Genomic DNA, 20,638 nt, shown 5'->3' on the forward strand with positions numbered 1-20,638 from the left:
TTTTTGTGGGGGTAATGTGTAGATCAAATACGTAGCGAATGCGTCTGCTCACCGTCGGTCTGGAACACCACCTTGCATTGCTGCTGAGCGGCAGGCACATCGGTAAACAACCAGTTGCGGCCGGTTTTGGCCAGAATGAACAGACCATAATCATCGCCGATAGCGTTGAAGTCGTTCATTGGCTGGCTTTTCAGAAACTGCCCGATGCCGAATTGCCGCGACAGTTGCCGGGTGGTAGCCGGTACGTCGTTCGTTACTAGTCCAATTTCACTGATGCCCTGAAAGATATCCTCGGCCGGCTCGATAAAGCCTGCATCCTGCCGTTCGATGAACTCGACGAGGTTGCCGTTCGTATCGAAAAAGTAGGCGGCCCGGGCTTTCCACTTCGGGAAATAAGCCACTTTGCAATGCGACGGACTCGTGTCGATATACGGCAGTTGAAACGAGTTCTGGTACTGCTCCAGCGAATAAAGCGGGATGTTGAACGCAAAATGGTACGGCTTGACAGGCTTATTCGTTTGGCGGAACACCAGTTCGCTCCAGCCTACCCGGAACGTAGCGCTCCAGTAAGTATAGCTCACCATTGGCAGCAGCAACTGGTGCGCGTAGAACTGCTGCGTAGCCAAAAGGTCGTTAGTTTCGAGTTCAAGTCGTACGATTTTCATGGCTGGTCATATTGGTTGTGGCTACCGTCAGGCGTAGTCGTTGCGTGGGTTGCCCGCCCTGGCTGAGCGTACGACAGGTGACTATCCATGACAATATAAGTCAATTCGCGCTTATTCATGTCCCCACCACACCTGCGTGCGGGGTTTCGGCCGATGAACAGGCCGCCGGCGGGGCCTGGGCAGAAGGATTTGAATGAATCGTTTCATGGTTTTATACTGATTTCCAGGTCATGAAAGCCGCGTATGCCTGCCCGTCTTCCGTGATTGATACCTTTACCTTCAGCGTGCTGGATGAAGATTCAACGACGGTCCATTCCGATACGTCGGTTGGGTTTTCGCCGTCGATGATGCGTAGTTTTTTCGATTGATCGTCGTATGACCAGGTGCTGGGTTTGACCGGGTTCGGGTCTGAATCGTCGTCGCAGCGGAGCCGGCCGGCATCGCCGGTCATCTTGCCGCCCCGCTCAAACGTAACGGTGTTGTCCAGATCGCAGGGGCGGAGGAACCTGGTCAGGTCCGAATCAAGTTTGCCGTCGCCGTCGAGGTCGATGGCCGGATCGAGCGTGAAAGCAGTCATCTGCCATTTTTTGCCCACAAAGTTGGGGGCTGACGTACCGTTGCCGGGCTGGCCGGGTTGCGGTTCAACGCCGTCTTTCGTTTTGTCACAGGCGGCTGTGAACAGGAGCAGGCCAAGCAGAATTGACCAGAGGGTGAGGGTTGATGTGCGGTTCATGTTGTGTATTTGTTGTTGGTTGTTATTGGTTCAATCGGGTAGGTTGTAAGTTCCAGGTTTGATATTCAGACACCGGGTGTCATCAAACCTGGAACCTGAAACTCGATTAGTGCACGTACTTGATGCCGTAACGGGTCGATGTTTCCAGGAATACGTTCATGACTTCGGCGGGCATGGGACCTTCGGGTTTCGGCGGCATGATGGCTTCCGTAGCTTCTTCGCTCAGTTCATAGAAAAAGTTGACAAAGTTGCCGGGCGTCATATACACCAGAATGTTGGCCGTCGGGCTGATGACGCTGTAGGCGTGGGGAACCTGGCGGGGCAGAAACACCGTCTGACCGGCGGTAGCCTCGATGGTTTTGTCGCCGACCGTTACGCGCAGCACGCCTTCCTTGACGTAGAACATTTCGTCTTCCAGTTCGTGAATGTGCATGGGTGGCTCAGAGCCGGGACGCATGTTGAATTCGACCAGGGAGAAAGCGCCGTTGGTTTGCTCGTTGCTAACGTGTACACGCATCAGGTACCCGCTGAAGTACCGAATAGCGCCGGTTTGGGCAATAGGTTGTGAAAGTTCAGTTGTCATGGCTGTTAAAATAGAGGTCTGTGTTTTGGTTGATGGCTCAAAGTTGGGGCGCTACGGCGCGTATTCTATGGACCACTCCAGTCAACCGGAAAAACGGACCGATGAAACGAGTTTTCGCGGTAACCAGGCGACTTAGACTGGAGCACTGAAGTCGACAGCCATAAAAAAACGACCACGGTAAACCGTGGTCGCTGTTGGTGAATGTGAGATGACATTCGGGCGCGATCAGAACGCAAAACCGGCTGTGATTTGCCAGAGACTTGTTTTACCCGTGAAGCGGGCGTCGTTGCTGGGCGTTTTCAAACCGACTGACGAGAAATCGGACAGGCTGCCTTCGTAACGGAGGTCGAGCTGCAAGCCCAATAGTGAAAGGCCACCCCCGGCCTGGTAGCCAAACACCGCCTGTTTGGCCGTTTTGTCAATCGACTGGGTCGTATATTGCTTGAAAGCCTCTTTCAGGCTGTTATTCTCAGAAACCGTGAGCGAAGCGATGGGACCGGCGTTGAACCGCAGGGGACCCAGCCGGAAGCCTACCAGCAAAGGAATGTCGAACGTAGTAAACTTGACATTCACCTGCTGGGTCATGAGGCCCGTCTGCACAAGGTCAAATGTTCCCCCCTTCGACGATAGCAGCAACTCCGGCTGTAGGAAAACCTTGTTGCCCAGCCGTACGAATACCCCTCCGACAATTCCCGTCGTGCGTGAGTTGTTCGACTGGAAAAAGTCATAAACGACCTGCCCGCCCGACAGCACCGGCATGCCGTTCTCCATGAGTCGGGGTGTTCGAAACTCCAGGGTGTTTAATTGTGAAAAGTTAGCCCCGACTTTCAGGCCTATTGACATTTTCTTGCCCGACTGCGCCTGGCAGGGTAGGGTGGGGATAAGGGCTGACAAACTAAGCGAAACCGCGAGTACTGTTGAGCGAAAAGACATTGGATGGCGTAAGGAGTTAGTTATACTACCAAAGATGCCGGGTTGGTGACAGATGGACAACCGCCGACTGTCCGAACTGGTATAACCGCTGGTTGGAATGCGGTAGTTGCGGTGTCAGTTGCAACACAAAAACGCCCGGCCGTCGGGATGGACCGAAGCCGGGCGAAATGGAATGGAAGCGTTGCCGGTGTGCCGGCGGCTTACATGATGAACGTACGTTGCGACATCTCCTCCAGGTTCGAGAACTGATAGGCCTCCGAAGGCGATGCATAAGCGGGCTGGTAGCCGGTAAGCCGGCCGATCCACCGGCGAAGTTTAAGTATGAGCAGTTGCATAATGTTGTTAGCGGATCATAACGTACCGCCGATGCAGGGTGGCGGCAACCCCTTTTTCTATGGCCTTGCGGGATAACCAGCGCATAACCGGGGCCGCCAGAAACAACCAGCGGGGTAGTCCCGAATCGTCGAGTGTGTAGAGATAGCCCATCGCAAGCGGACTCCTCGGAATGCCCGTCCGGTGGCTGTACTGACCATCGCAGGCCAGCCCGTAGGCAATCTGGATCGATTGCTCGAAATTAGGACAGCCGGGAGCGATCTCCCACCGAAACTGGCAGGTCTGAGCTGACCGATTCGTGATGCGATGCCGCGTTCCGGGCAGTATGGTTATCGACTCGCCGGGCTTCAGGTGAACAAACTGTTTGTTAATCAGGAGGGTCAATTCCCCATCCAGACACGTAAACGTCTCCTCATGCTGGTGCTGGGCATGGGCTGGTACGTTCCCGTTTGGGGGCAGAATAACCTCAAGCAACGTATGACGCCCCTGGCTCTCGCTGCTGGTCTCGATGAATGTAATGTAGTCCCGGGCGGCCGGGTTGCGGATTGTTCTCAGAACGTGTCTTCCATGAGTAACCATGATGTGGAGCGTTTTGGCTAAACGTAAAGAGTCTTTTTATATGAAATGGGTTGTACGATGTCAAAAAAATATTGCACTGGTTACGGCTGCGTCGGCAGATCATCCTGCCTTCTTTTTCGGATTAGCTTCAATTTTATCATCATTTAGTGAAAAAAATTTTACTTATCCGTGCACCTTTCGGGCTATACGTTATGGCTGATGGTACCGTGCAGAACACCTCCATGTAGCCGGGAGATGAATGCAAACATCCGTATTGCGGGCAGGCGGATCAACTAAATTGGTATGAAGTGCCACGTATTGCCGCTGAATGGGCAATCTGGCCGTACGAAATGTGTACCTGCCGGCCTGTTTTGCGTTGTTTATGCCAATAAGATGGGACTTTTTGAGCAGAAAAGCTACAAGCATCAAACCAGATGCAAGCACATACAGCACTCTGCAAACTAGTACATGTCAATTGCCTTTGATTGAAACCTGATCGTTGAAGTCAGATTAAGGATTGACAGTAAAATGAGGATCTTTGTACATGGATTATTTTATAAATCTGCTTGATTTACTAAAGCTCGAACGCGAAGAAGACCGGAATCAATACCGAAAACTCACCGAAACCACCTCCATTACCGAACGCCGGGCCAATGGCATGACCTGGTATCCAGTCGCGATTCGCGGCTCTGAACTAGGTCGGGGCGATTACCTGACTGTTGAACTCGAACGCACGACGCATCAGGAGATTCCGCATCAGTTTCGTTTCGGCATGCCCGCCGTCCTGTTCAGTAATCACGATCCAAAAAATGATCGTGCAGAAGGCACCATTTCACACCAGAGTGGCAATCGGCTTAAACTCACCCTGCGCGTGGATGAACTTCCTGACTGGTCGCGGGACGGAAAGCTGGGCGTGGAACTGCTGTTCGACGACAACAGCTATGATGAAATGGAGCAGGCTCTGAAAACGGCCAGTACGTTGAGCCGGAAATCGGACCATCGGCTCATTAATATTCTGACCGGCGAACAATCACCAACGTTTCGGTCTGAGGTAGCAGAGCTTTCCCTGCCCCAACTGAATCCGAGCCAGGTAGCCGCCGTCGACAAGATCCGGTCGGCCAACGAGCTGGCCATTGTTCACGGCCCGCCGGGCACCGGCAAAACCACAACGATCGTGCAGGCCATCAAAGCGCTGATCAGGCAGGCCAATCAGAAAGTGCTGGTGGTCGCGCCCAGCAACACCGCCGTCGATTTGCTGAGTGAGCGACTACACGACCAGGGGCTGAACGTACTGCGGGTGGGCAACCCGGCCCGGGTGTCAGAACGGCTGATGGCGCTCACGCTCGATCATAAGGTGAACGAACATCCGTATATGAAGGAGGCCAAGAAGCTGAAGAAACAGGCGAATGAGTTCCGAAACATGGCCCATAAATACAAGCGTCAGTTCGGGAAGGCCGAACGTGAGCAGCGAAAAGCCCTGTTCGACGAGGCCCACCGGATTATGAAGGACGTCGCTAATTCGGAGCAGTACGTCATTGATGATCTCATTGCCAGGGCTCAGGTGATCACCGCTACGTTGGTAGGGGCCAACCACCACACCGTTCGGAATCTGACGTACCATACCGTCGTCATCGACGAGGCCGGTCAGGCGCTCGAACCGGCCTGCTGGATTCCGATCCTGAAAGCGCAGAAAGTCGTGCTGGCCGGGGATCATTGCCAACTGCCACCGACCATCAAATCGCCCGAAGCGGCCCGGCGCGGGTTGAGTGAGACCCTGCTCGAAAAATGTATAGCCATGCACCCCGAAGCGGTTTCTTTACTTGATGAGCAATATCGGATGCACGAGCACATCATGGGCTACTCCTCGGAGGTGTTCTACGAGAAAAAGCTGAAGGCCCACGCGTCGGTAGCCCGCCATACCCTGTTCGACGGTGATACGTCGCTGGTGTTTGTGGATACGGCTGGTTGCGGTTTCGACGAGAAACTCGACGGCACCAGTTCCACCAACCCCGACGAAGCAGCCCTGCTGGTAAAACACCTGACCCAGCTCGTAGCGGACCTTAGTACGTACTACAAACCGCAGGACTTCCCGACGATCGCCGTCATCTCGCCCTACAAACAACAAATTGCCATTCTGAAAGAACAGATAGCGAACACTCCGGAGTTACAGCCCTATAGCCACGTGATTTCAGTGAACACCATCGACAGTTTTCAGGGGCAGGAGCGGGATATTGTCTACATCTCGATGGTCCGCAGCAACGCTGACGGCGATATTGGCTTTCTGGCCGACATCCGGCGCATGAACGTCGCGATGACGCGGGCTCGTAAGAAACTGGTCATTGTCGGCGACAGCGCTACGTTGGCGGGGCTTCCATTCTACGCCGACTTCATTGCGTATGCTGAAGCACTCGATACCTACCAAAGCGCCTGGGAATGGCTGTGAGGGCACCTGTCGGTACGTTGCTTTGACGGACTATTTGCATCGTTTGTCGGTATTACATGAGAGACAGCCATACGGTCTGGCAGAGTCGAAAGGAAGCCTCATTTTCATGCTTGAAAAAGCGAGAGGTTTTGGTTAGTCACGTAGTCTGAACGGGTAATTTTTCAATGGCTCTTAACGCGATTGTAGTCGGGGTGTTCCCGGTACGCGCAGTCGCACCTGTTTTTTCTGACCTTTTCCGCCGGTTCAAAGGCGTCAGATAACAATTCATACAGGAAAGCAAGCACTTGGTGCGAATTTACATAGCAGACGGACGCTTCACCCACCACCTTTGTATCGTCAAGCACAAAAAACAAGACAGAATCTTCCTCTTTTTAACCAACAACAACTACAATGAAACAACTACTTACTTTCGCTACCGCGCTGTTTTTGAGCGCATTTGCTACCAGCTCATTTGCCCAGTCGTACAAGAACGGCGATAACCTCCTGAACGTCGGTATCGGTCTGGGGGCTTACACGGCCGGCGGACTGCCCATCGGCGCATCATTCGAGAAGGGCATTACTGACCAGATCAGCGTTGGCGGTTCGTTCGATTTCGCCCGCTACGGTTACAACTACGGTGGCTACAAATGGAACTACACGTTTATGTACATTGGTGCCCGGGCTTCGTACCATGCCGGTGAACTGCTCAATATCAGCAACGACAAATTTGACCCATACGCTGGGGTATCGCTGGGTTTCCGGGCCGCTTCGTATAAGGACAACTCCGGTTATTCAGACAACTACTACAACCCGTATAACAGCGGTCTGTTCCTGGGGCTGCACATCGGTAGCCGCTACCGGTTCAGTGAAAAACTTGGGGTGTTCGGCGAGGTAGGCTACGGGATCGCAGCCCTGAAACTCGGCCTGAGCGCAAAATTCTAAAAATACTACATAGAGTTTGGATAGAAGGCTGACTCCCCGGCGACCCTGTCGCCGGGGAGTTTTTTGTTACGTCTATGACCGTTGTGACAAACGGACTACAATTCATCAGGTTTTATCCTCAATTCATTCAGGCTGATACGCAATTCATACATTCCATTGGGAGGATGTTTTGCCGATTCCTGTTAAGTTTGATAATAGTCAGCATGAACGTTTTCATTAACCGAACACTATTTTTCTTTTCCAAACCGGAGTGGTGGTACCACGTCCTGATGATGCCGTTGCTGTTTCCACTTGGCAACTACTACTTCATCGGAACGCGTTACTTCGACGATACCCGGGTGTGTCTGGTTGGAACGGCTATTATCTTCGTTTTATACTGGATATCAATCGTTTTGCTGACGCTGGTGGTTCGGAGCGTGATCCGGTGGTATCCGGATGTGCGGCAGACCTTGCCCCGGACGTTCGTAATGCTGGTGCTGGTGGGCTTGGTAACGGCGCTGCTGGCCCTCTTCGACGTGTGGGTGTACAGCCTGGTGCCGCTGACCGGCGTCCGGTTTTCATGGGAAACCGTGAAACCAATCTGGGCGCTGGGGCTTGTGTTCGACGTATCGATGTGCCTGACGCTGACGATGCTTTATACCTACACGAAGTGGCACGAGAACCAGGCCGAAACGGAACAGCTTAAACGCGAGGCTCTCCAGCACCAGTTCGATACGCTCAAGAATCAGATCAATCCGCATTTTCTGTTCAACAGCCTCAACTCGCTCTCATCGCTGATCGGCGAAGACACCGAACGGGCCGAACAGTTTGTCGATCAGTTGGCGAAGGTTTACCGCTATCTGTTGCAGTCCAATACCCGGGATCTAGTCCCTCTCCGGACGGAACTGGATTTCATCACGGCCTATATCAATCTGCTGCAAACCCGGCACGGAAACAGCCTGCAGGTTGAGCAGGTGGTTGATCCGGCGTATCTGGAAAGCAGTCTGCCACCGCTAAGCCTCCAGGTGCTGATCGATAATGCCATCAAGCATAATGTTATGCTGGCCGACAAACCGCTTTACATTTCGATCCGCACGATGCCCGGGGGCCAGTTGCAGGTGGTTAATAACGTCCAGCGAAAGACCCGTCGGTTCGAAACCCACCGGTCGGGGCTGGCCAACCTGATGGCAAAATATCGGCTACTGAGTACCACCCCAATCGGGATTGAACAGACGGAGGTAAATTTCGGGGTCACGCTGCCTTTACTTACCGTTTCCGGCGTATTGACCTCCTGACAACCCAGCCGAGTAGCCCTGATCCCGAAAGCTGATGAAAATTTTTTATGAACTGCGGTTTATCCATTCGTACGCGCATTTACTCAGTACGCGTTACGGAAAGGACGTTTCGGTAAGTATTGACGTGGAATCGGCCCATATTGATAGTAATTTACCACCTTTACCACGTCGACTACGTATCAGCCGGTCTGAACCGGTAGCTGTTTCATGATGACACTTTCTCCCAAACAACGGGTGCCCTGGTGGCTCAGTCTGAATGCCCGGATGCAATGGCATATGCTGCTGTTGTTTCCGTGGTTCATTCCGCTGGTGAGCTATCTATTGCTGGGGCCGCGTTACCTCGCCGACTGGCGGACGTTTGTGGGAGCTACTGCGTTAAACCTGACCATTGGAGTTCTGTGTCATTTCTCGCTCGATTCCCTGACAAAGAGTGTTGTTAGCTGGTATCCGGATCTGCGGCAGACGGGCCAGCGGGTGCTGCTCCTGCTGCTGGTGTTCCTGCTGGTCACGCCCGTTGCCATTCTGGGGGGGCTCTGGCTATACGACCACTTCCACCTGTTCGGGTACACTGTTCACCCTACCATTCTGAAGCGGGTTATGCTGTTTAATATCGCGGCTAATCTCGTTTCGGTGGGCGTGTACGAGAGCGTATACTCGCTCAACAAATGGCGGGAAAACATGCTCGAAAAAGAACAGTTGAAAAAAGCCAATCTGCAAAGCCAGTTCGAAAGCCTCAAGAACCAGGTAAATCCGCATTTTCTGTTCAACAGCCTCAACTCGCTCTCATCGCTGATCGCCGACGAACCCCGGAAGGCCGAAGAGTTTGTCGATGAGATGTCCAAAGTGTATCGCTACCTGTTGCAGACGAACGAGGGCGAACTGACGACGCTGGAAACGGAACTGGCATTTACCCGGTCGTATTATCACCTGTTAAAAACCCGCTATGGGGCTGGTATTCAACTGAACGTATCCGTAGCAGCACCGTATGAAACGTATCAGTTACCGCCCCTGACGCTTCAGATGTTGATTGAAAACGCCGTTAAACACAATGTTATCCACGTCGGTCGTCCGCTCATCATTGATATCGTAGTGAACGAGTCCGGATACCTTCAGGTTCGTAATAACCTTCAGCGGAAGTCCGTTCGGGTTGCTTCGAATCAGGTTGGGCTGGCGAATATTTCGGCTAAATATCGTCTGCTGACCCAAACCGAACCGACCGTCAGCGACGACGGCGGCTACTTTACCGTTGTTTTACCCCTTTTATCACCTGTAACTGTATGAATGTATTAATCGTGGAGGACGAAGATTTGGCGGTTCGTAAACTGAGAAAACTGGTGCAGGAAGTCGACCCGACGCTCGACATTGCGGGTGTTACAGCCAGCATCGAAGATACGGTTGACTGGATGAACCAGCACCCTGCTCCCGACCTGATTTTTATGGATATTGAACTCGCCGACGGGCAGAGTTTCGAGATATTCGAGCGGGTCGATGTGCGCAGTACGGTCATCTTCACGACCTCCTACGATGAATACGCGCTCCAGGCATTTAAGGTCAACAGCATCGATTACCTCCTGAAGCCCATCCAGCGCGAAGATCTGCAACGTAGTCTGAAAAAATTCTACGACCTGCACGGCCGCAACCAGGCGCAGGAAGCCACCAATCAGCCCCTGAATCTGGATAAGCTACTGCGCGAACTGCAATTGCAGCAACAGCCGAAAGAGTATCGCAAGCGGTTTCTGGTTCGGCAGGGGCAGCGATTGCTCTCGATTGAAACCGGTGATATTTCTTATTTCTATACCGACGAACGGTTCAGCTTTTTCCGGACGCACAACAATCAGAAATTCCTGGTCGACTACACGCTCGATGAACTGGCCGACGCGCTCGACCCAGCCCAGTTTTTCCGCATTAACCGGGGGCTGATCCTGACCCACCGGGCCGTGGAGCAGATGCAACCGTATTTTGGTAACCGACTGGCCTTAACGCTCCGGCCTGCGTTCGAGAAGGAAGCCATCGTGAGCCGTGAGAAGGTGAGCGATTTCAAAAAGTGGATGGGAAAGTAGACCGTACAGCCTGTTTTCTACGTCCATGGCCAGACTCATCTTTGGAGGCATCATTGCCATTCTGCTGCTGGGATTATACGCCTACGCGACCATCGTAGCGATCATTACGGTCGAATGTCTGGTGCAGCCCGGGCCAGATTCGGCCTGCCAGTACGGGCCAAACCTGACCGAGGGTTTTACAACCATCCTGAACCTGGTGGGCGGTCTTGTATCTGCCCTGGTAGTGGCCGTACTGGCCGTGACCAAACCCGACGATCCGCCGTCCGCCCTGGCGCTGACCGCTAAAATTCGGCCGGTAGATCTGACTAAAACTACCCAAAACGTCGTTACGGGCGTTTCAGTCGCCTACGTGATCGTGTGGCTGATCTGCGGCCTGGCTGCGCTGATTGTCGGTTATATGCAGCATGCCGACGTAGTGCCTGCCCTGACCGCTTCGGGCAAGTCGTGGCTGGGGTTGGCTGTTGCTGCGGCTTATTCCTACCTTGGGGTCAATCCGGCCCGTTAGTTTTGGCCGTATCTTTGGGGGAGTATGCATTTGTTTTATCAACCCGACGTCCAGACGGTTCCCTACCTGACCGACGATGAATCCCGCCATGCGGTCAAAACCCTGCGCCTGGGTGTTGGCGACACCATTGCCGTGACGGATGGGCACGGAAACCGGTTTTCAGCCGTTATTACAAAAGCCGATGCCCGGCAGTGTGCATTCCGGATAACCGGTCAGCAAAGCACCCCTCCGCGTCCATTCTCCATCCGATTGTGCGTAGCGCCAACCAAAAATCTGGATCGCATAGAGTGGTTTGTCGAAAAAGCCGTTGAGGTAGGCATCGAACGTATCAGCTTTTTTTTCGGGCAGCATTCCGAGCGCCGGGTGCTCAAACTGGAGCGCCTGGAGAAAATTGCCGTAGCCGCCATGAAGCAATCGCTGCAAAGCTGGTTGCCTCAGATCGATGAAGCTGTTTCATTCGATAACTTACTGAAAACCATAGGCGAGGGTGAGCGGTTTATAGCTCACCTGCCGGAGCGGTCAGCCGATACGGACGAACCGCCAGCGCATCTGTTGCGGGCAGCCACCTCGGGTGGAGAGTATGCCGTGTTGATTGGGCCTGAGGGTGATTTTTCGGAACGGGAATTGCAGGCAGCTACGACAGCCGGATTCCGAATGGTAACGCTTGGGGCAAACCGGCTACGAACAGAAACGGCCGCACTGGTAGCTTGCCAAATTTTGACTATATTGAATACGTAAACAGGTTTGCCACCAATTACACTGGGTCTACCAATTCTACTTCAGTTCCGTGTTGCTTTGTTTGATGTAATCCGCGTAGTCGGCGGTAAAGAAGAGATGAGAAAATTAATTTGCTTACTAATAATCGGGTTTGTCTCGCTGGCTACGGCCAAGGCGCAGTATGCCTACAAAATTGCTAAACTGAAATACAATGGCGGGGGCGACTGGTACGCCAACAAAACATCGCTGCCGAACCTGATTAAGTTTGCCAATGCGAATCTCCGGATGAATATATTCCCCGAAGAAGACATTGTGGAGCCGGGTAGTCCTGATATTTTTAACTATCCGTTTGTGCATATGACCGGTCATGGCAACGTGGTTTTTTCAGACGCTGAGGCCCAGAATATGCGTCGCTACCTGATGTCGGGCGGTTTTCTGCACATCGACGACAACTACGGGATGGACAAGTTTATCCGGCGGGAAATGAAAAAGGTATTTCCGGAGCTGAACTTCATCGAACTGCCGTTCAACCACCCCGTGTATCAGCAGAAGTATAAGTTTGCCACGGGGCTACCGAAAGTACATGAGCACGATGGTAAAGCACCCCAGGGATTTGGCCTGATCTATCAGGGGAGGCTGGTGTGTTTCTACAGCTACGAGTGTGATCTGGGCAACGGCTGGGAGGATCAGAGTGTTTATAATGACCCTGAGCCCGTTCGGCAGCAGGCGTTGCGAATGGGCGCCAATCTGCTCCAATACGCGACAACCATAAATTAGTTTGGTATTTTTCGGTTGTCGAAATACAAAACCGCGCGAAAAACGTTAGTTTTGTATAGATTTTCTAAGTCTGTCTTTTATTCACTTTAACTATATTACGTTGTGATTGTACTGGCTGCATTTATTGGGCATTGGTACCTCTCTCTGTTTTGCCAAACATTCTTCCTGCATCGCTACGCGGCTCATAAGATGTTTTCAATGAGCAAATTCTGGGAGCGGTTCTTCTATTTCCTGACGTACCTGTCGCAGGGGTCGTCGTACCTGAGCCCCCGGGCCTATGCTGTGCTGCACCGGATGCACCACGCGTTCAGCGATACGCCCAAAGACCCCCACTCTCCGCATCACACGAAGAACGTGTTCACGATGATGTGGAAGACGAAAGACATTTACAATGCGGTACTGCACCGCAAGCAGCCGGTCGAACGTCAGTTCGATCGCAACTATCCCGTTTGGAACTGGATGGAGAAAGTAGGTGATTCGTGGGTATCACGAATTGGCTGGGGAGTACTCTATAGCCTGTTCTACATCTTTGCGTACATCTACCTGGATATGCACTGGGCGTTTTTCTTCCTGCTGCCGATTCACTTCCTGATGGGGCCTATTCACGGTGCCATCGTAAACTGGAGCGGCCACAAATACGGTTATTCGAACTTCGATAACCACGACCACTCGAAAAACTCGCTTATGCTGGACGTACTGATGCTGGGCGAATTGTTCCAGAACAACCACCACAAGCGGCCGAACTCGGCTAACTTCGGAGCCAAGTGGTTTGAGTTTGACCCCACCTACCCGGTTATTAAAGTGTTGCACAAGCTGCGCATTATCGAGCTACGGGCACCGAAGCAAAGCAGTCAGGCCCAGCAGGAAGTTGGCCATGATCGCGTTGTTAACAAAGAAGTGGAAGCATAAAGAATACGACTTATCATCGACAAAAAAGGGAGCTCGACCGGGCTCCCTTTTTTGTCGATATGAATTATCTATAACAGAACGGCGGCTACGTCCTGCCAGTTATTAACGCGCTGGTACGCGGTTTCGTCGCGGTTGTGCAGAGCCGTAAACAACAGACCCTGCCCCTGAAACGTACGGATGTTGCGAGGCAGATCGTCGATCAGGAAGTCGGTGTTCAGTACGCTCTTGTCGCCCATGAAAATGTAGTTGCGCCACGAGATGGCCGGGAAATGCTCCTGAAGCCAATCCCATTTTTCACGTAACGAATTAGGGAATTCCTGGGCTGCGGACGCCACAAAGACGTCGTATTTCTGCATCAGTTCAGCGATAACAGCCTGCGCTCCTTCCATTACCGGAATATCGCGGAAGAAACCCGGTTCGTAAACGCGTCGGGAAATTGTTTGATACTCGTCTTCGTCGAACAACTCATGGAATGACTTTTCTTTCAGCTGTTCCAGTGTGTAACGGGGCGCTTCGCCTTCCAGATACAATTTTACAAACTTAGCGTGGGTATCGGCCATGACATCATCCATGTCGATGGCAATGCGTTGTTTCATGCGTGTTAGAATTGCAGATATTGAACGTGGGCTATCAGACTTTTGGCTGGAGCAGGTCTGGTAGCTAACATCCAGCATCCAACGTCTATAAAGTTCGATTTATATCAAATTGCTCCAGATAATCCGCAACCCGCCGAACGAACTGACCGCCCAGCGATCCATCCACGACGCGGTGATCGTAGGAGTGGGAGAGGAACATCAACTGCCGGATGCCGATCAGGTCGCCCTGTGGCGTTTCGATCACGGCGGGCTTCTTCACGATTGCGCCGAACGCCATAATGGCCACCTGCGGCTGCAAAATGATCGGTGTCCCCATTACGTTGCCGAACGTACCGATGTTCGAAACGGTGTATGTACCCCCAGCCAGATCGTCGGCGGTGAGTTTGTTTTCGCGGGCGCGTTTGCTCAGATCGTTCACCTTCTTGGTCAGGCCGATGAGGTTGTACTGGTCGGCATCGTGAATAACCGGCACGATCAGGTTGCCGCTCGGTAGGGCCACCGCCATGCCGATGTTAATTGAGCGCTTGACAATGATGTTGTCGCCGTCGACCGATATGTTGATCATCGGAAAATCCCGGATGGCCTTCACCACCGCTTCGATCAGCAGGGGGGTGTACGTCAGGTTTTCGCCGGTCTGCTGCTTAAACTGATCTTTGATCTTGGTGCGCCACTGTACAACTGGGGTCATGTCAGCCTCAACAAACGAACTGACGTGGGGCGAAATCTGCTTCGACTCGACCATACGCTGCGCAATCATCTTGCGCATCCGATCCATCTGGATAATGTCCGTTTGGCCATTCAGCGACGTAGCCGGTTTAACCTGCCCATTACTGCCTGGCGTGGCTTCGGGCTTCGTAGGAGCCGGTTGCTGCGCAGCAGGAGCCGGTGTTGGTTCGGTCGTTACGGGTGCCTGAATTGGTTGCTCCTGCCGCTGCTGCACATAGGTCAGAATGTCTTTCTTGGTCACACGGTTGCCGGTGCCAGAGCCGGGTATCCGGTCGAGTTCAGCCCGCGCAATGCCTTCCTCTCTGGCAATATTCAGCACCAGGGGCGAGTAGAACCGATTTTCATAAATAGGGGCATCGGTCGTGAGTGACGTAGCGGAGGCCGCCACTGCTTTTTCAGAGTCGTGGCTGCTCATTGACGAGATGCTGGCTTCCAGTTCCCGGGCGACTTCGTGTACTTCGGACTCCGCGGCTGCCGGTTCGTCTTGGTCAACTGTGGGAGCTTGGGCTGGAACAGGCTCTTTAGACTCCTCGGCGACGGTGGCATCAACCTCAATCCGAGCGATAGGGGCACCTACCGCTACGACATCGCCTTCGTTGACGAGCGTTTCTTTCAAGATGCCGTTGTGCAGAGCCGGTACCTCCGTATCCACCTTGTCGGTAGCTACTTCCAGTACAGATTCGTCGGTTTCAATACGGTCGCCGGGCTTTTTGAGCCATGAAATGACCGTACATTCCATTATACTTTCGCCCATTCTGGGCATAACCATGTCGATGAGTGCCATTGTTTGTTAAATAAAAGGAATGATGAGTGATAAAGTATGAACGAATGCAGGGAGTTGATGTTCAGGCTTTACCCTTCGTCATTGGTTTAAGAGTTCTTCGCGGAGCAAATTTAACAGATACGTGCTGGTGAGTTGAATATTTTGGTCGCGATACTTCCCAAGTCTGAGCAGGCGGGTCACCGTACGCTGTTCTGTCGCGCAGGCAATCCAGATCGTACCGACGGGTTTGTCGGGCGTACCGCCGTCTGGTCCGGCAATACCACTGGTTGCGATGCCAACGTCGGTTCCGAGCGTTTTCCGAACGCCCTCAGCCATTTGCCGAATGGTTTCTTCACTGACAGCCCCAAACTGCTCCAGGGTTTCAGGTTTAACACCTAATTGACTAATCTTAACGGAGTTGCTGTAACTAACGACGCTGCCCCAGAAGTAAGCCGAAGAGCCGGGTACTTTCGTTATCTGAGCTGACACAAATCCGCCGGTGCAGCTTTCCGCAATGCCCAGCGTCTGGCTCCTGTCTTTCAGCAATCGACCAACAACAACCTCCAGTTCGTCGTCGTCAAAACCAAACACATGCTGCTGGATAAGGGGCATGACCTTATCAACCTGTTCGGCCAGTTCGCGGTCAATCTGAGCCGTATCCTGGCCTGTGGCCGTCAGCCGGAGTTTCACCTGCCCGAAGCTGGGCAGATACGCCAGCCGGATATGAGGGGGCAGGTTGTCTTCCCAATCGGCGATCCGTTCAGCCAGAAACGACTCGCCAATGCCGACTGTCCGGATGATTTTGTGTTTGATGACCGGCGTGCTGAAATGGCCCTGCAACCGGGGTAGAATCCGGTGGGTCATCAGGTTTTTCATCTCAAACGGAACGCCGGGCAACGATACGTACACTCGTCCGCCGTGCTCAAACCACATACCGGGCGCCGTACCCCAATCGTTCTGAATATACACCGCATTGGCCGGCAGATCGGCCTGACCGCGGTTGAGGTCGGTCATGGGGCGCCCCCGCTTCTCAAAAAAACTCGTGACCAGGGCCAGGGCTTCCTCGTTGCGAACCAGCCCGACACCAAAGTAATCGCAAAGCGTTTTTTTGGTGATGTCGTCCTTGGTTGGTCCAAGGCCCCCCGTCAGAATGATGACATCGGCGCGCTGGTGGGCTTCGTGCAGAACGGCCAGAATGGCCTCGGCCTGATCACCCACCGACGACTTGCGGACGGTGCGGATGCCAATGTTTGTAAGCTCGGTGCTGATCCACTGGGTGTTCGTGTCGGTGATTTGCCCGAACAAAATTTCGTCGCCGATCGTAACCACTTCGGCTCGTATAATGTTGGTCATACTGTAGCACAGGCTGAAGCCTGTATTAATCAAGGAAGCACGTTTTAAACGTTTGCCTCCGAACGCGATCAAAAGTACGTAAAAACGTTGTATTGCATGAACAGGAAGATGTGGCTGGCCTTCGTATTGGCCTCGTTCTTTATCCAACCGGCCCTGGCCCAGGATTCATCCCAGACTCAACCGCAAAAACGCAATGGGTTGGGCGGATTTCTCGAAAAAGTAATTACGACCGCCACCGGCGGAGAGGGTAACCTGTCGGCAACCGAGATTGCCCAGGGCCTTAAGGAAGCCTTACAGGTAGGGGCCGGCAAAGGGGCCGACCAGGCGTCGGCAGTCGACGGATATTTTAAAAATCCGCTCATCCGAATCGCTTTTCCGCCCGAAGCCCAGCGCGTAGCGACCCGGCTGCGGCAATTAGGGTTTAATAAGCAGGTCGATCAGTTCGAACTGTCGCTGAACCGTGCCGCCGAGGATGCGGCCAAAAAAGCGAAGCCTGTATTTCTCAAAGCGATTACGCAGATGACTATTCAGGATGCGGTAGGGATTCTGCGGGGGCAGGACGATGCCGCTACGCAGTACCTGCGCCGGACGTCGGGTGCTGAACTGGTTCGTGAGTTTACGCCCATTGTCGATAAAGCACTGGCGCAGAACAAGGCGACCCGCTACTACACTGATCTGGTGACCACCTACAACAGATTGCCACTGGTTCAGAAAGCCAACCCGAACCTGACGGAATACGCCACCAACAAGGCTGTAGATGGCCTTTTTCTGTTGATTGCGCAGGAAGAAAAACAGATTCGCGAAAATCCGCAGGCCCGCGTAACGGAGCTTCTGAAGCGGGTGTTTAACCGACAATAGCAATCCCTTCGACTATAGGCGTTAACTTTGCCAACGTATTACACGTTGGCAATTTTTTTGTATGAGAAAATCTGACATCCATTTCAGCGTTGAATTAGACGACCAGAGTGTTCCCGATAAAATTTACTGGGATGCAACCGATAACCCCAACGAAGGGCTGAGCGACACGCGGGCCATTGCGATTGCGCTCTGGGATCATTATCACAACAGTACGCTCAAAATTGACCTTTGGACGAAGGATATGGAGGTAGTTGATATGAAACGCTTCCTGATCGAAATCATGAGTGGTATCGCTGATACAGCCGTCAGCGCCACCGGCGATCAGCGCATGGCGACCGATATCGAAAATACCTGCCGTATTCTGAGCAAGCGACTGGAGGAAGAGATTCGGGCGCAAAAGCAACAACAGTAAGCGTCGCTTGTATGAAAAAAGTAGTGTTTTTGTTTTTCCTGGCCGTTCAGGCGGCCGTGGCTCAGAAAGCCGGTATTCAGTTTCGGGCGACTCCGCTGGACAAGGTATTTCAGGAGGCCCGACGGACGGGAAAGCCGGTGTTTGTGGAGGTTTTCTCGCCTACCTGTCACGTCTGTGAAAGCTTCGTGCCAACGCTGAACGATGCCCGGGTAGGCCGGTTCTACAATGATAAGTTTATCAGCACAAAGCTGGACATTGGCCTGCCGACCACGAAGCAGTTTCTGGACCGACGCCAGTTGTTTGTGCCGTCGCTGCCGTTGTTTCTGTATTTCGACCCCCAGCAGAACCTGATCCACTTCGCGATGAGTAATAACTCCACCGACGAAGTGATCCGCCACGGTACCAACGCCCTGAACCCCCAGGCCCGGAGCCAGACTATGAAGGCGCGGTACCAGCAGGGCGAGCGGGCAGCCAATTTCCTGATTGACTACGCAATGTACGCCCGGGTCACCCGCGACACCGTAGCTGGCATGGCGGCTATGAACGACTACGCCAAACAGCAGAACCCGGCTACGTTCGCTAATCAGACGAACTGGCTGGTGTTGCAGAAACTGATACTGGACTACGAAAACCCTATGTTTCAGTACATGATGGCGCACCTCGATACGTATCGGAAAGCCTACGGCGCAGAACCAACGCTGCGGGTGGCTGAGAACATCCTGATGTCGTCGCTGTACAGCGGCCGGGGTGCCCAGTATCCGCCAGCCAAGATTTTGCAGATTCAGCAGCAACTGGTGAAGGCGGGTATCGAACCCCGGGTGGCGGCTAACCGTACGCTTCTGCCGGAGGTCAATGCCTATTTCAGAACGCATCAGACGGCTAAAGCAACCGAGCGCATGGATGCGCAGGCCACTACCAATCCGCTGACAGTGCCTGAATACCTGTACATCTCACGGTTGTTTAACCGGAACAGTCCGGACGCCAGCGACGTACCGACAGTGGTGAAGTGGATTAACAAGGCCCTTACATTAAAGCCATCGGTTAAGGAACAGGCTGATCTGTATGCGGAGCTGGCGAATGCGTACCGCAGGGGCGGAAAAGCGGACGAAGCCCAGAAAGCTGCGCAGCGGTCAAAAGAATTGACGCAGGCCAGACGGTAAGCGGTTTACGGATTTTGATATACGGTTTTCGGTTTACAGATAGGAACGCTGGCAGCATCACCAAGTGCCACCCACCAAAAACTGTATACCGAAAACTGTATCTTATTTTTGCTGGTATACCGGCCGGGTGAACGGCGGCTGGCAGAGGAGGTGGAATGAATTTTCGTCGCCCAGCGATACGGCCCGGCGCAGATCACTCTCGGCCTGCGGGAGCTGTCGAACCTGAATACGGGCTAAAGCCCGCCAGCGGTAGGCATCCGGGTTTTCGTCGCGGAAGTGCCAGACGGCCTTGTCAAACTCCCGGAACGCTTCGTTATACTGTTCGACGTGGTAGTGAGCAATACCGCGGTCTAAGTAACAGTCGGCAAGGGTGTTGTCGCGGTTGACGGCCTGGGTGAGATCGTAAATGGCTGAATAGTAATTTTCCTGGGCAAGCTGGCATTTACCCCGATAGGCGTAGGCAACCGCCGATTTCGGGTACTGCCGGACCGCTTCGTCGAAAAACCGGTGGGCTTCAACGAAATGCCGGCTTTTGATCAGCTTAATACCCTTCTGAAAACGCTTGAGATCCTTGTCGGACGGAGTGTCGTGATCAGTCAGGTAATAGCGGATAACCAAATAAGGGATAAACAGCAGACTTAACAGCGCAACTTCCATAACTCAGTCTGGTTTAGAACCTCAAATTACGCATTTTGCCAGCAGGCAGACAAGTGCGTTACTCAGTTTAATTGCTCCCGTACGGCTTTCGGCAATCCTTTCTTTACCAGTTCGTAGGAGTGGTCAATCCATTCCTGGACCTGATTTGTACGGATGCTACCATCCAGCGTAATGGAGTTCCAATGCGTTTTATTCATGTGATAGCCGGGGCGCACAGCCGAGAACGTTTCGCGAAGCTGTAAGGCTCGCTCCGGATCACATTTAAGCGCCAGCGTCGTAGGCTGATTATCCAGCGACAGTAAGGCGAACATCTTACCACCCACTTTGAAAACCAGCGTCACATCATCAAATGGAAACGATTCCGTGACGCCCGGTTTTGCTATACAATAATCTCGTATGCTTTCGCTGTTCATCGCGTACAGGCGCGAAAAATCATCACAATTAGACAGATGGTGAACATGATGATGGAGATTCGGTTAATGCCATGCATCATGCGCAAATTGACACTTGTTGGGCGATTGGGGTCCGGCTTGCGGAAAACGCGCAGGAAGTACCGGAAAACTTCGCCCAACTTGAAATAATCACTTATTCTACGCACAGGTTTTGGTGTTGCTACAGGTTGATAAGGAACTGTTTAGGCATATTGTTCCCTCCTCAGGCAACTATTTTACGGTAATTTTGGAGGCTGAGCAGGCTGGCTCA

Annotated in this window: 24 protein-coding genes; 12 read left to right on the forward strand and 12 right to left on the reverse strand. The window is 53.0% G+C overall.

Annotated elements, in window-relative coordinates; all coding sequences use genetic code 11:
• Positions 1-23: 23 nt before the first annotated feature.
• The 6 genes from BN8_RS04785 to BN8_RS04805 all read right to left on the reverse strand — a co-directional run bounded on the left by BN8_RS04785 (position 24) and on the right by BN8_RS04805 (position 3,826).
• On the reverse strand, positions 24-665 hold the full coding sequence (locus BN8_RS04785) for a VOC family protein (RefSeq protein WP_009280680.1): 642 nt from the start codon (positions 663-665) through the stop codon (positions 24-26).
• Between the two features lie 211 nt (positions 666-876).
• Positions 877-1,398 carry a hypothetical protein gene (locus BN8_RS04790; protein ID WP_009280681.1) on the reverse strand — a complete coding sequence of 174 codons (522 nt, stop codon included), beginning with the start codon at positions 1,396-1,398 and terminating at the stop codon, positions 877-879.
• Positions 1,399-1,504: 106 nt separating this feature from the next.
• Positions 1,505-1,981 carry a cupin domain-containing protein gene (locus BN8_RS31540; RefSeq protein ID WP_009280682.1) on the reverse strand — a complete coding sequence of 159 codons (477 nt, stop codon included), beginning with the start codon at positions 1,979-1,981 and terminating at the stop codon, positions 1,505-1,507.
• 225 nt (positions 1,982-2,206) lie between these two features.
• Positions 2,207-2,914, reverse strand: coding sequence for a porin family protein (locus tag BN8_RS04800; RefSeq protein ID WP_009280683.1), 708 nt, complete (start codon positions 2,912-2,914; stop codon positions 2,207-2,209).
• A 200-nt stretch (positions 2,915-3,114) separates the two neighbouring features.
• Positions 3,115-3,249, reverse strand: coding sequence for a hypothetical protein (locus tag BN8_RS33745; protein ID WP_009280684.1), 135 nt, complete (start codon positions 3,247-3,249; stop codon positions 3,115-3,117).
• A gap of 7 nt (positions 3,250-3,256) precedes the next feature.
• Positions 3,257-3,826 carry a cupin domain-containing protein gene (locus BN8_RS04805; RefSeq protein ID WP_009280685.1) on the reverse strand — a complete coding sequence of 190 codons (570 nt, stop codon included), beginning with the start codon at positions 3,824-3,826 and terminating at the stop codon, positions 3,257-3,259.
• A gap of 523 nt (positions 3,827-4,349) precedes the next feature.
• Between BN8_RS04805 and BN8_RS04810 the strand changes: the two genes are divergently transcribed.
• The 9 genes from BN8_RS04810 to BN8_RS04850 all read left to right on the forward strand — a co-directional run bounded on the left by BN8_RS04810 (position 4,350) and on the right by BN8_RS04850 (position 13,411).
• Positions 4,350-6,248, forward strand: a complete 1,899-nt coding sequence (locus BN8_RS04810) for an AAA domain-containing protein (protein WP_009280686.1) — start codon at positions 4,350-4,352, stop codon at positions 6,246-6,248.
• Positions 6,249-6,638: 390 nt separating this feature from the next.
• On the forward strand, positions 6,639-7,169 hold the full coding sequence (locus BN8_RS04815; RefSeq protein WP_009280687.1) for an outer membrane beta-barrel protein: 531 nt from the start codon (positions 6,639-6,641) through the stop codon (positions 7,167-7,169).
• Between the two features lie 203 nt (positions 7,170-7,372).
• Positions 7,373-8,443, forward strand: a complete 1,071-nt coding sequence (locus BN8_RS34005) for a sensor histidine kinase (RefSeq protein WP_229367739.1) — start codon at positions 7,373-7,375, stop codon at positions 8,441-8,443.
• 207 nt (positions 8,444-8,650) lie between these two features.
• Positions 8,651-9,724 carry a sensor histidine kinase gene (locus tag BN8_RS04825; RefSeq protein ID WP_009280689.1) on the forward strand — a complete coding sequence of 358 codons (1,074 nt, stop codon included), beginning with the start codon at positions 8,651-8,653 and terminating at the stop codon, positions 9,722-9,724.
• Positions 9,721-10,503, forward strand: coding sequence for a LytR/AlgR family response regulator transcription factor (locus BN8_RS04830; RefSeq protein WP_009280690.1), 783 nt, complete (start codon positions 9,721-9,723; stop codon positions 10,501-10,503). Before BN8_RS04825 ends, BN8_RS04830 begins: the two co-directional genes overlap by 4 nt.
• A gap of 25 nt (positions 10,504-10,528) precedes the next feature.
• Positions 10,529-11,008, forward strand: coding sequence for a hypothetical protein (locus BN8_RS04835; RefSeq protein ID WP_009280691.1), 480 nt, complete (start codon positions 10,529-10,531; stop codon positions 11,006-11,008).
• Between the two features lie 24 nt (positions 11,009-11,032).
• Positions 11,033-11,746: a 16S rRNA (uracil(1498)-N(3))-methyltransferase gene (locus BN8_RS04840; RefSeq protein ID WP_009280692.1), complete on the forward strand. Its 714-nt coding sequence runs from the start codon at positions 11,033-11,035 to the stop codon at positions 11,744-11,746.
• A gap of 96 nt (positions 11,747-11,842) precedes the next feature.
• Entirely contained in the window at positions 11,843-12,502 is a 660-nt protein-coding gene (locus tag BN8_RS04845) for a DUF4159 domain-containing protein (RefSeq protein WP_009280693.1), read from the forward strand.
• Positions 12,503-12,604: 102 nt separating this feature from the next.
• The gene (locus BN8_RS04850; RefSeq protein WP_009280694.1) at positions 12,605-13,411 is read left to right on the forward strand and encodes an acyl-CoA desaturase; all 807 of its coding nucleotides are present in this window, start codon (positions 12,605-12,607) and stop codon (positions 13,409-13,411) included.
• A gap of 68 nt (positions 13,412-13,479) precedes the next feature.
• On the opposite strand, the gene BN8_RS04855 is transcribed toward BN8_RS04850, so the two are convergent.
• From BN8_RS04855 to BN8_RS04865, 3 genes are all read right to left on the reverse strand, one after another.
• On the reverse strand, positions 13,480-14,007 hold the full coding sequence (locus tag BN8_RS04855) for a 5' nucleotidase, NT5C type (protein ID WP_040005455.1): 528 nt from the start codon (positions 14,005-14,007) through the stop codon (positions 13,480-13,482).
• 85 nt (positions 14,008-14,092) lie between these two features.
• Positions 14,093-15,517, reverse strand: a complete 1,425-nt coding sequence (locus BN8_RS04860; protein ID WP_009280696.1) for a dihydrolipoamide acetyltransferase family protein — start codon at positions 15,515-15,517, stop codon at positions 14,093-14,095.
• A gap of 78 nt (positions 15,518-15,595) precedes the next feature.
• A complete protein-coding gene (locus BN8_RS04865; RefSeq protein WP_009280697.1) occupies positions 15,596-16,849 on the reverse strand; it encodes a competence/damage-inducible protein A in 1,254 nt (417 codons plus the stop codon).
• A 96-nt stretch (positions 16,850-16,945) separates the two neighbouring features.
• Between BN8_RS04865 and BN8_RS04870 the strand changes: the two genes are divergently transcribed.
• The 3 genes from BN8_RS04870 (at position 16,946) to BN8_RS04880 (ending at position 19,279) form a co-directional block, all read left to right on the forward strand.
• Positions 16,946-17,707, forward strand: coding sequence for a DUF4197 domain-containing protein (locus BN8_RS04870; protein ID WP_009280698.1), 762 nt, complete (start codon positions 16,946-16,948; stop codon positions 17,705-17,707).
• A gap of 61 nt (positions 17,708-17,768) precedes the next feature.
• Positions 17,769-18,119 (forward strand): gliding motility protein GldC, encoded by a 351-nt coding sequence (gldC, locus tag BN8_RS04875; protein ID WP_009280699.1) that lies wholly within the window; start codon positions 17,769-17,771, stop codon positions 18,117-18,119.
• An 11-nt stretch (positions 18,120-18,130) separates the two neighbouring features.
• Positions 18,131-19,279 carry a DUF255 domain-containing protein gene (locus BN8_RS04880; protein WP_009280700.1) on the forward strand — a complete coding sequence of 383 codons (1,149 nt, stop codon included), beginning with the start codon at positions 18,131-18,133 and terminating at the stop codon, positions 19,277-19,279.
• Positions 19,280-19,381: 102 nt separating this feature from the next.
• Here the strand turns inward: BN8_RS04880 and BN8_RS04885 are convergent, their stop codons facing one another.
• The 3 genes from BN8_RS04885 to BN8_RS33540 all read right to left on the reverse strand — a co-directional run bounded on the left by BN8_RS04885 (position 19,382) and on the right by BN8_RS33540 (position 20,534).
• Positions 19,382-19,936: a tetratricopeptide repeat protein gene (locus BN8_RS04885; protein ID WP_009280701.1), complete on the reverse strand. Its 555-nt coding sequence runs from the start codon at positions 19,934-19,936 to the stop codon at positions 19,382-19,384.
• Between the two features lie 62 nt (positions 19,937-19,998).
• Positions 19,999-20,349, reverse strand: coding sequence for an MmcQ/YjbR family DNA-binding protein (locus BN8_RS04890; RefSeq protein WP_009280702.1), 351 nt, complete (start codon positions 20,347-20,349; stop codon positions 19,999-20,001).
• Complete coding sequence (locus BN8_RS33540) at positions 20,346-20,534, reverse strand: DUF6728 family protein (protein ID WP_009280703.1); 189 nt, start codon at positions 20,532-20,534, stop codon at positions 20,346-20,348. The genes BN8_RS04890 and BN8_RS33540 overlap by 4 nt, the downstream gene beginning before the upstream one ends.
• Between the last annotated feature and the right edge of the window lie 104 nt (positions 20,535-20,638).

Origin of the sequence: Fibrisoma limi BUZ 3 (assembly GCF_000296815.2) — a bacterium.
In the GTDB taxonomy this organism is placed as follows: Bacteria; Bacteroidota; Bacteroidia; order Cytophagales; family Spirosomataceae; genus Fibrisoma; species Fibrisoma limi.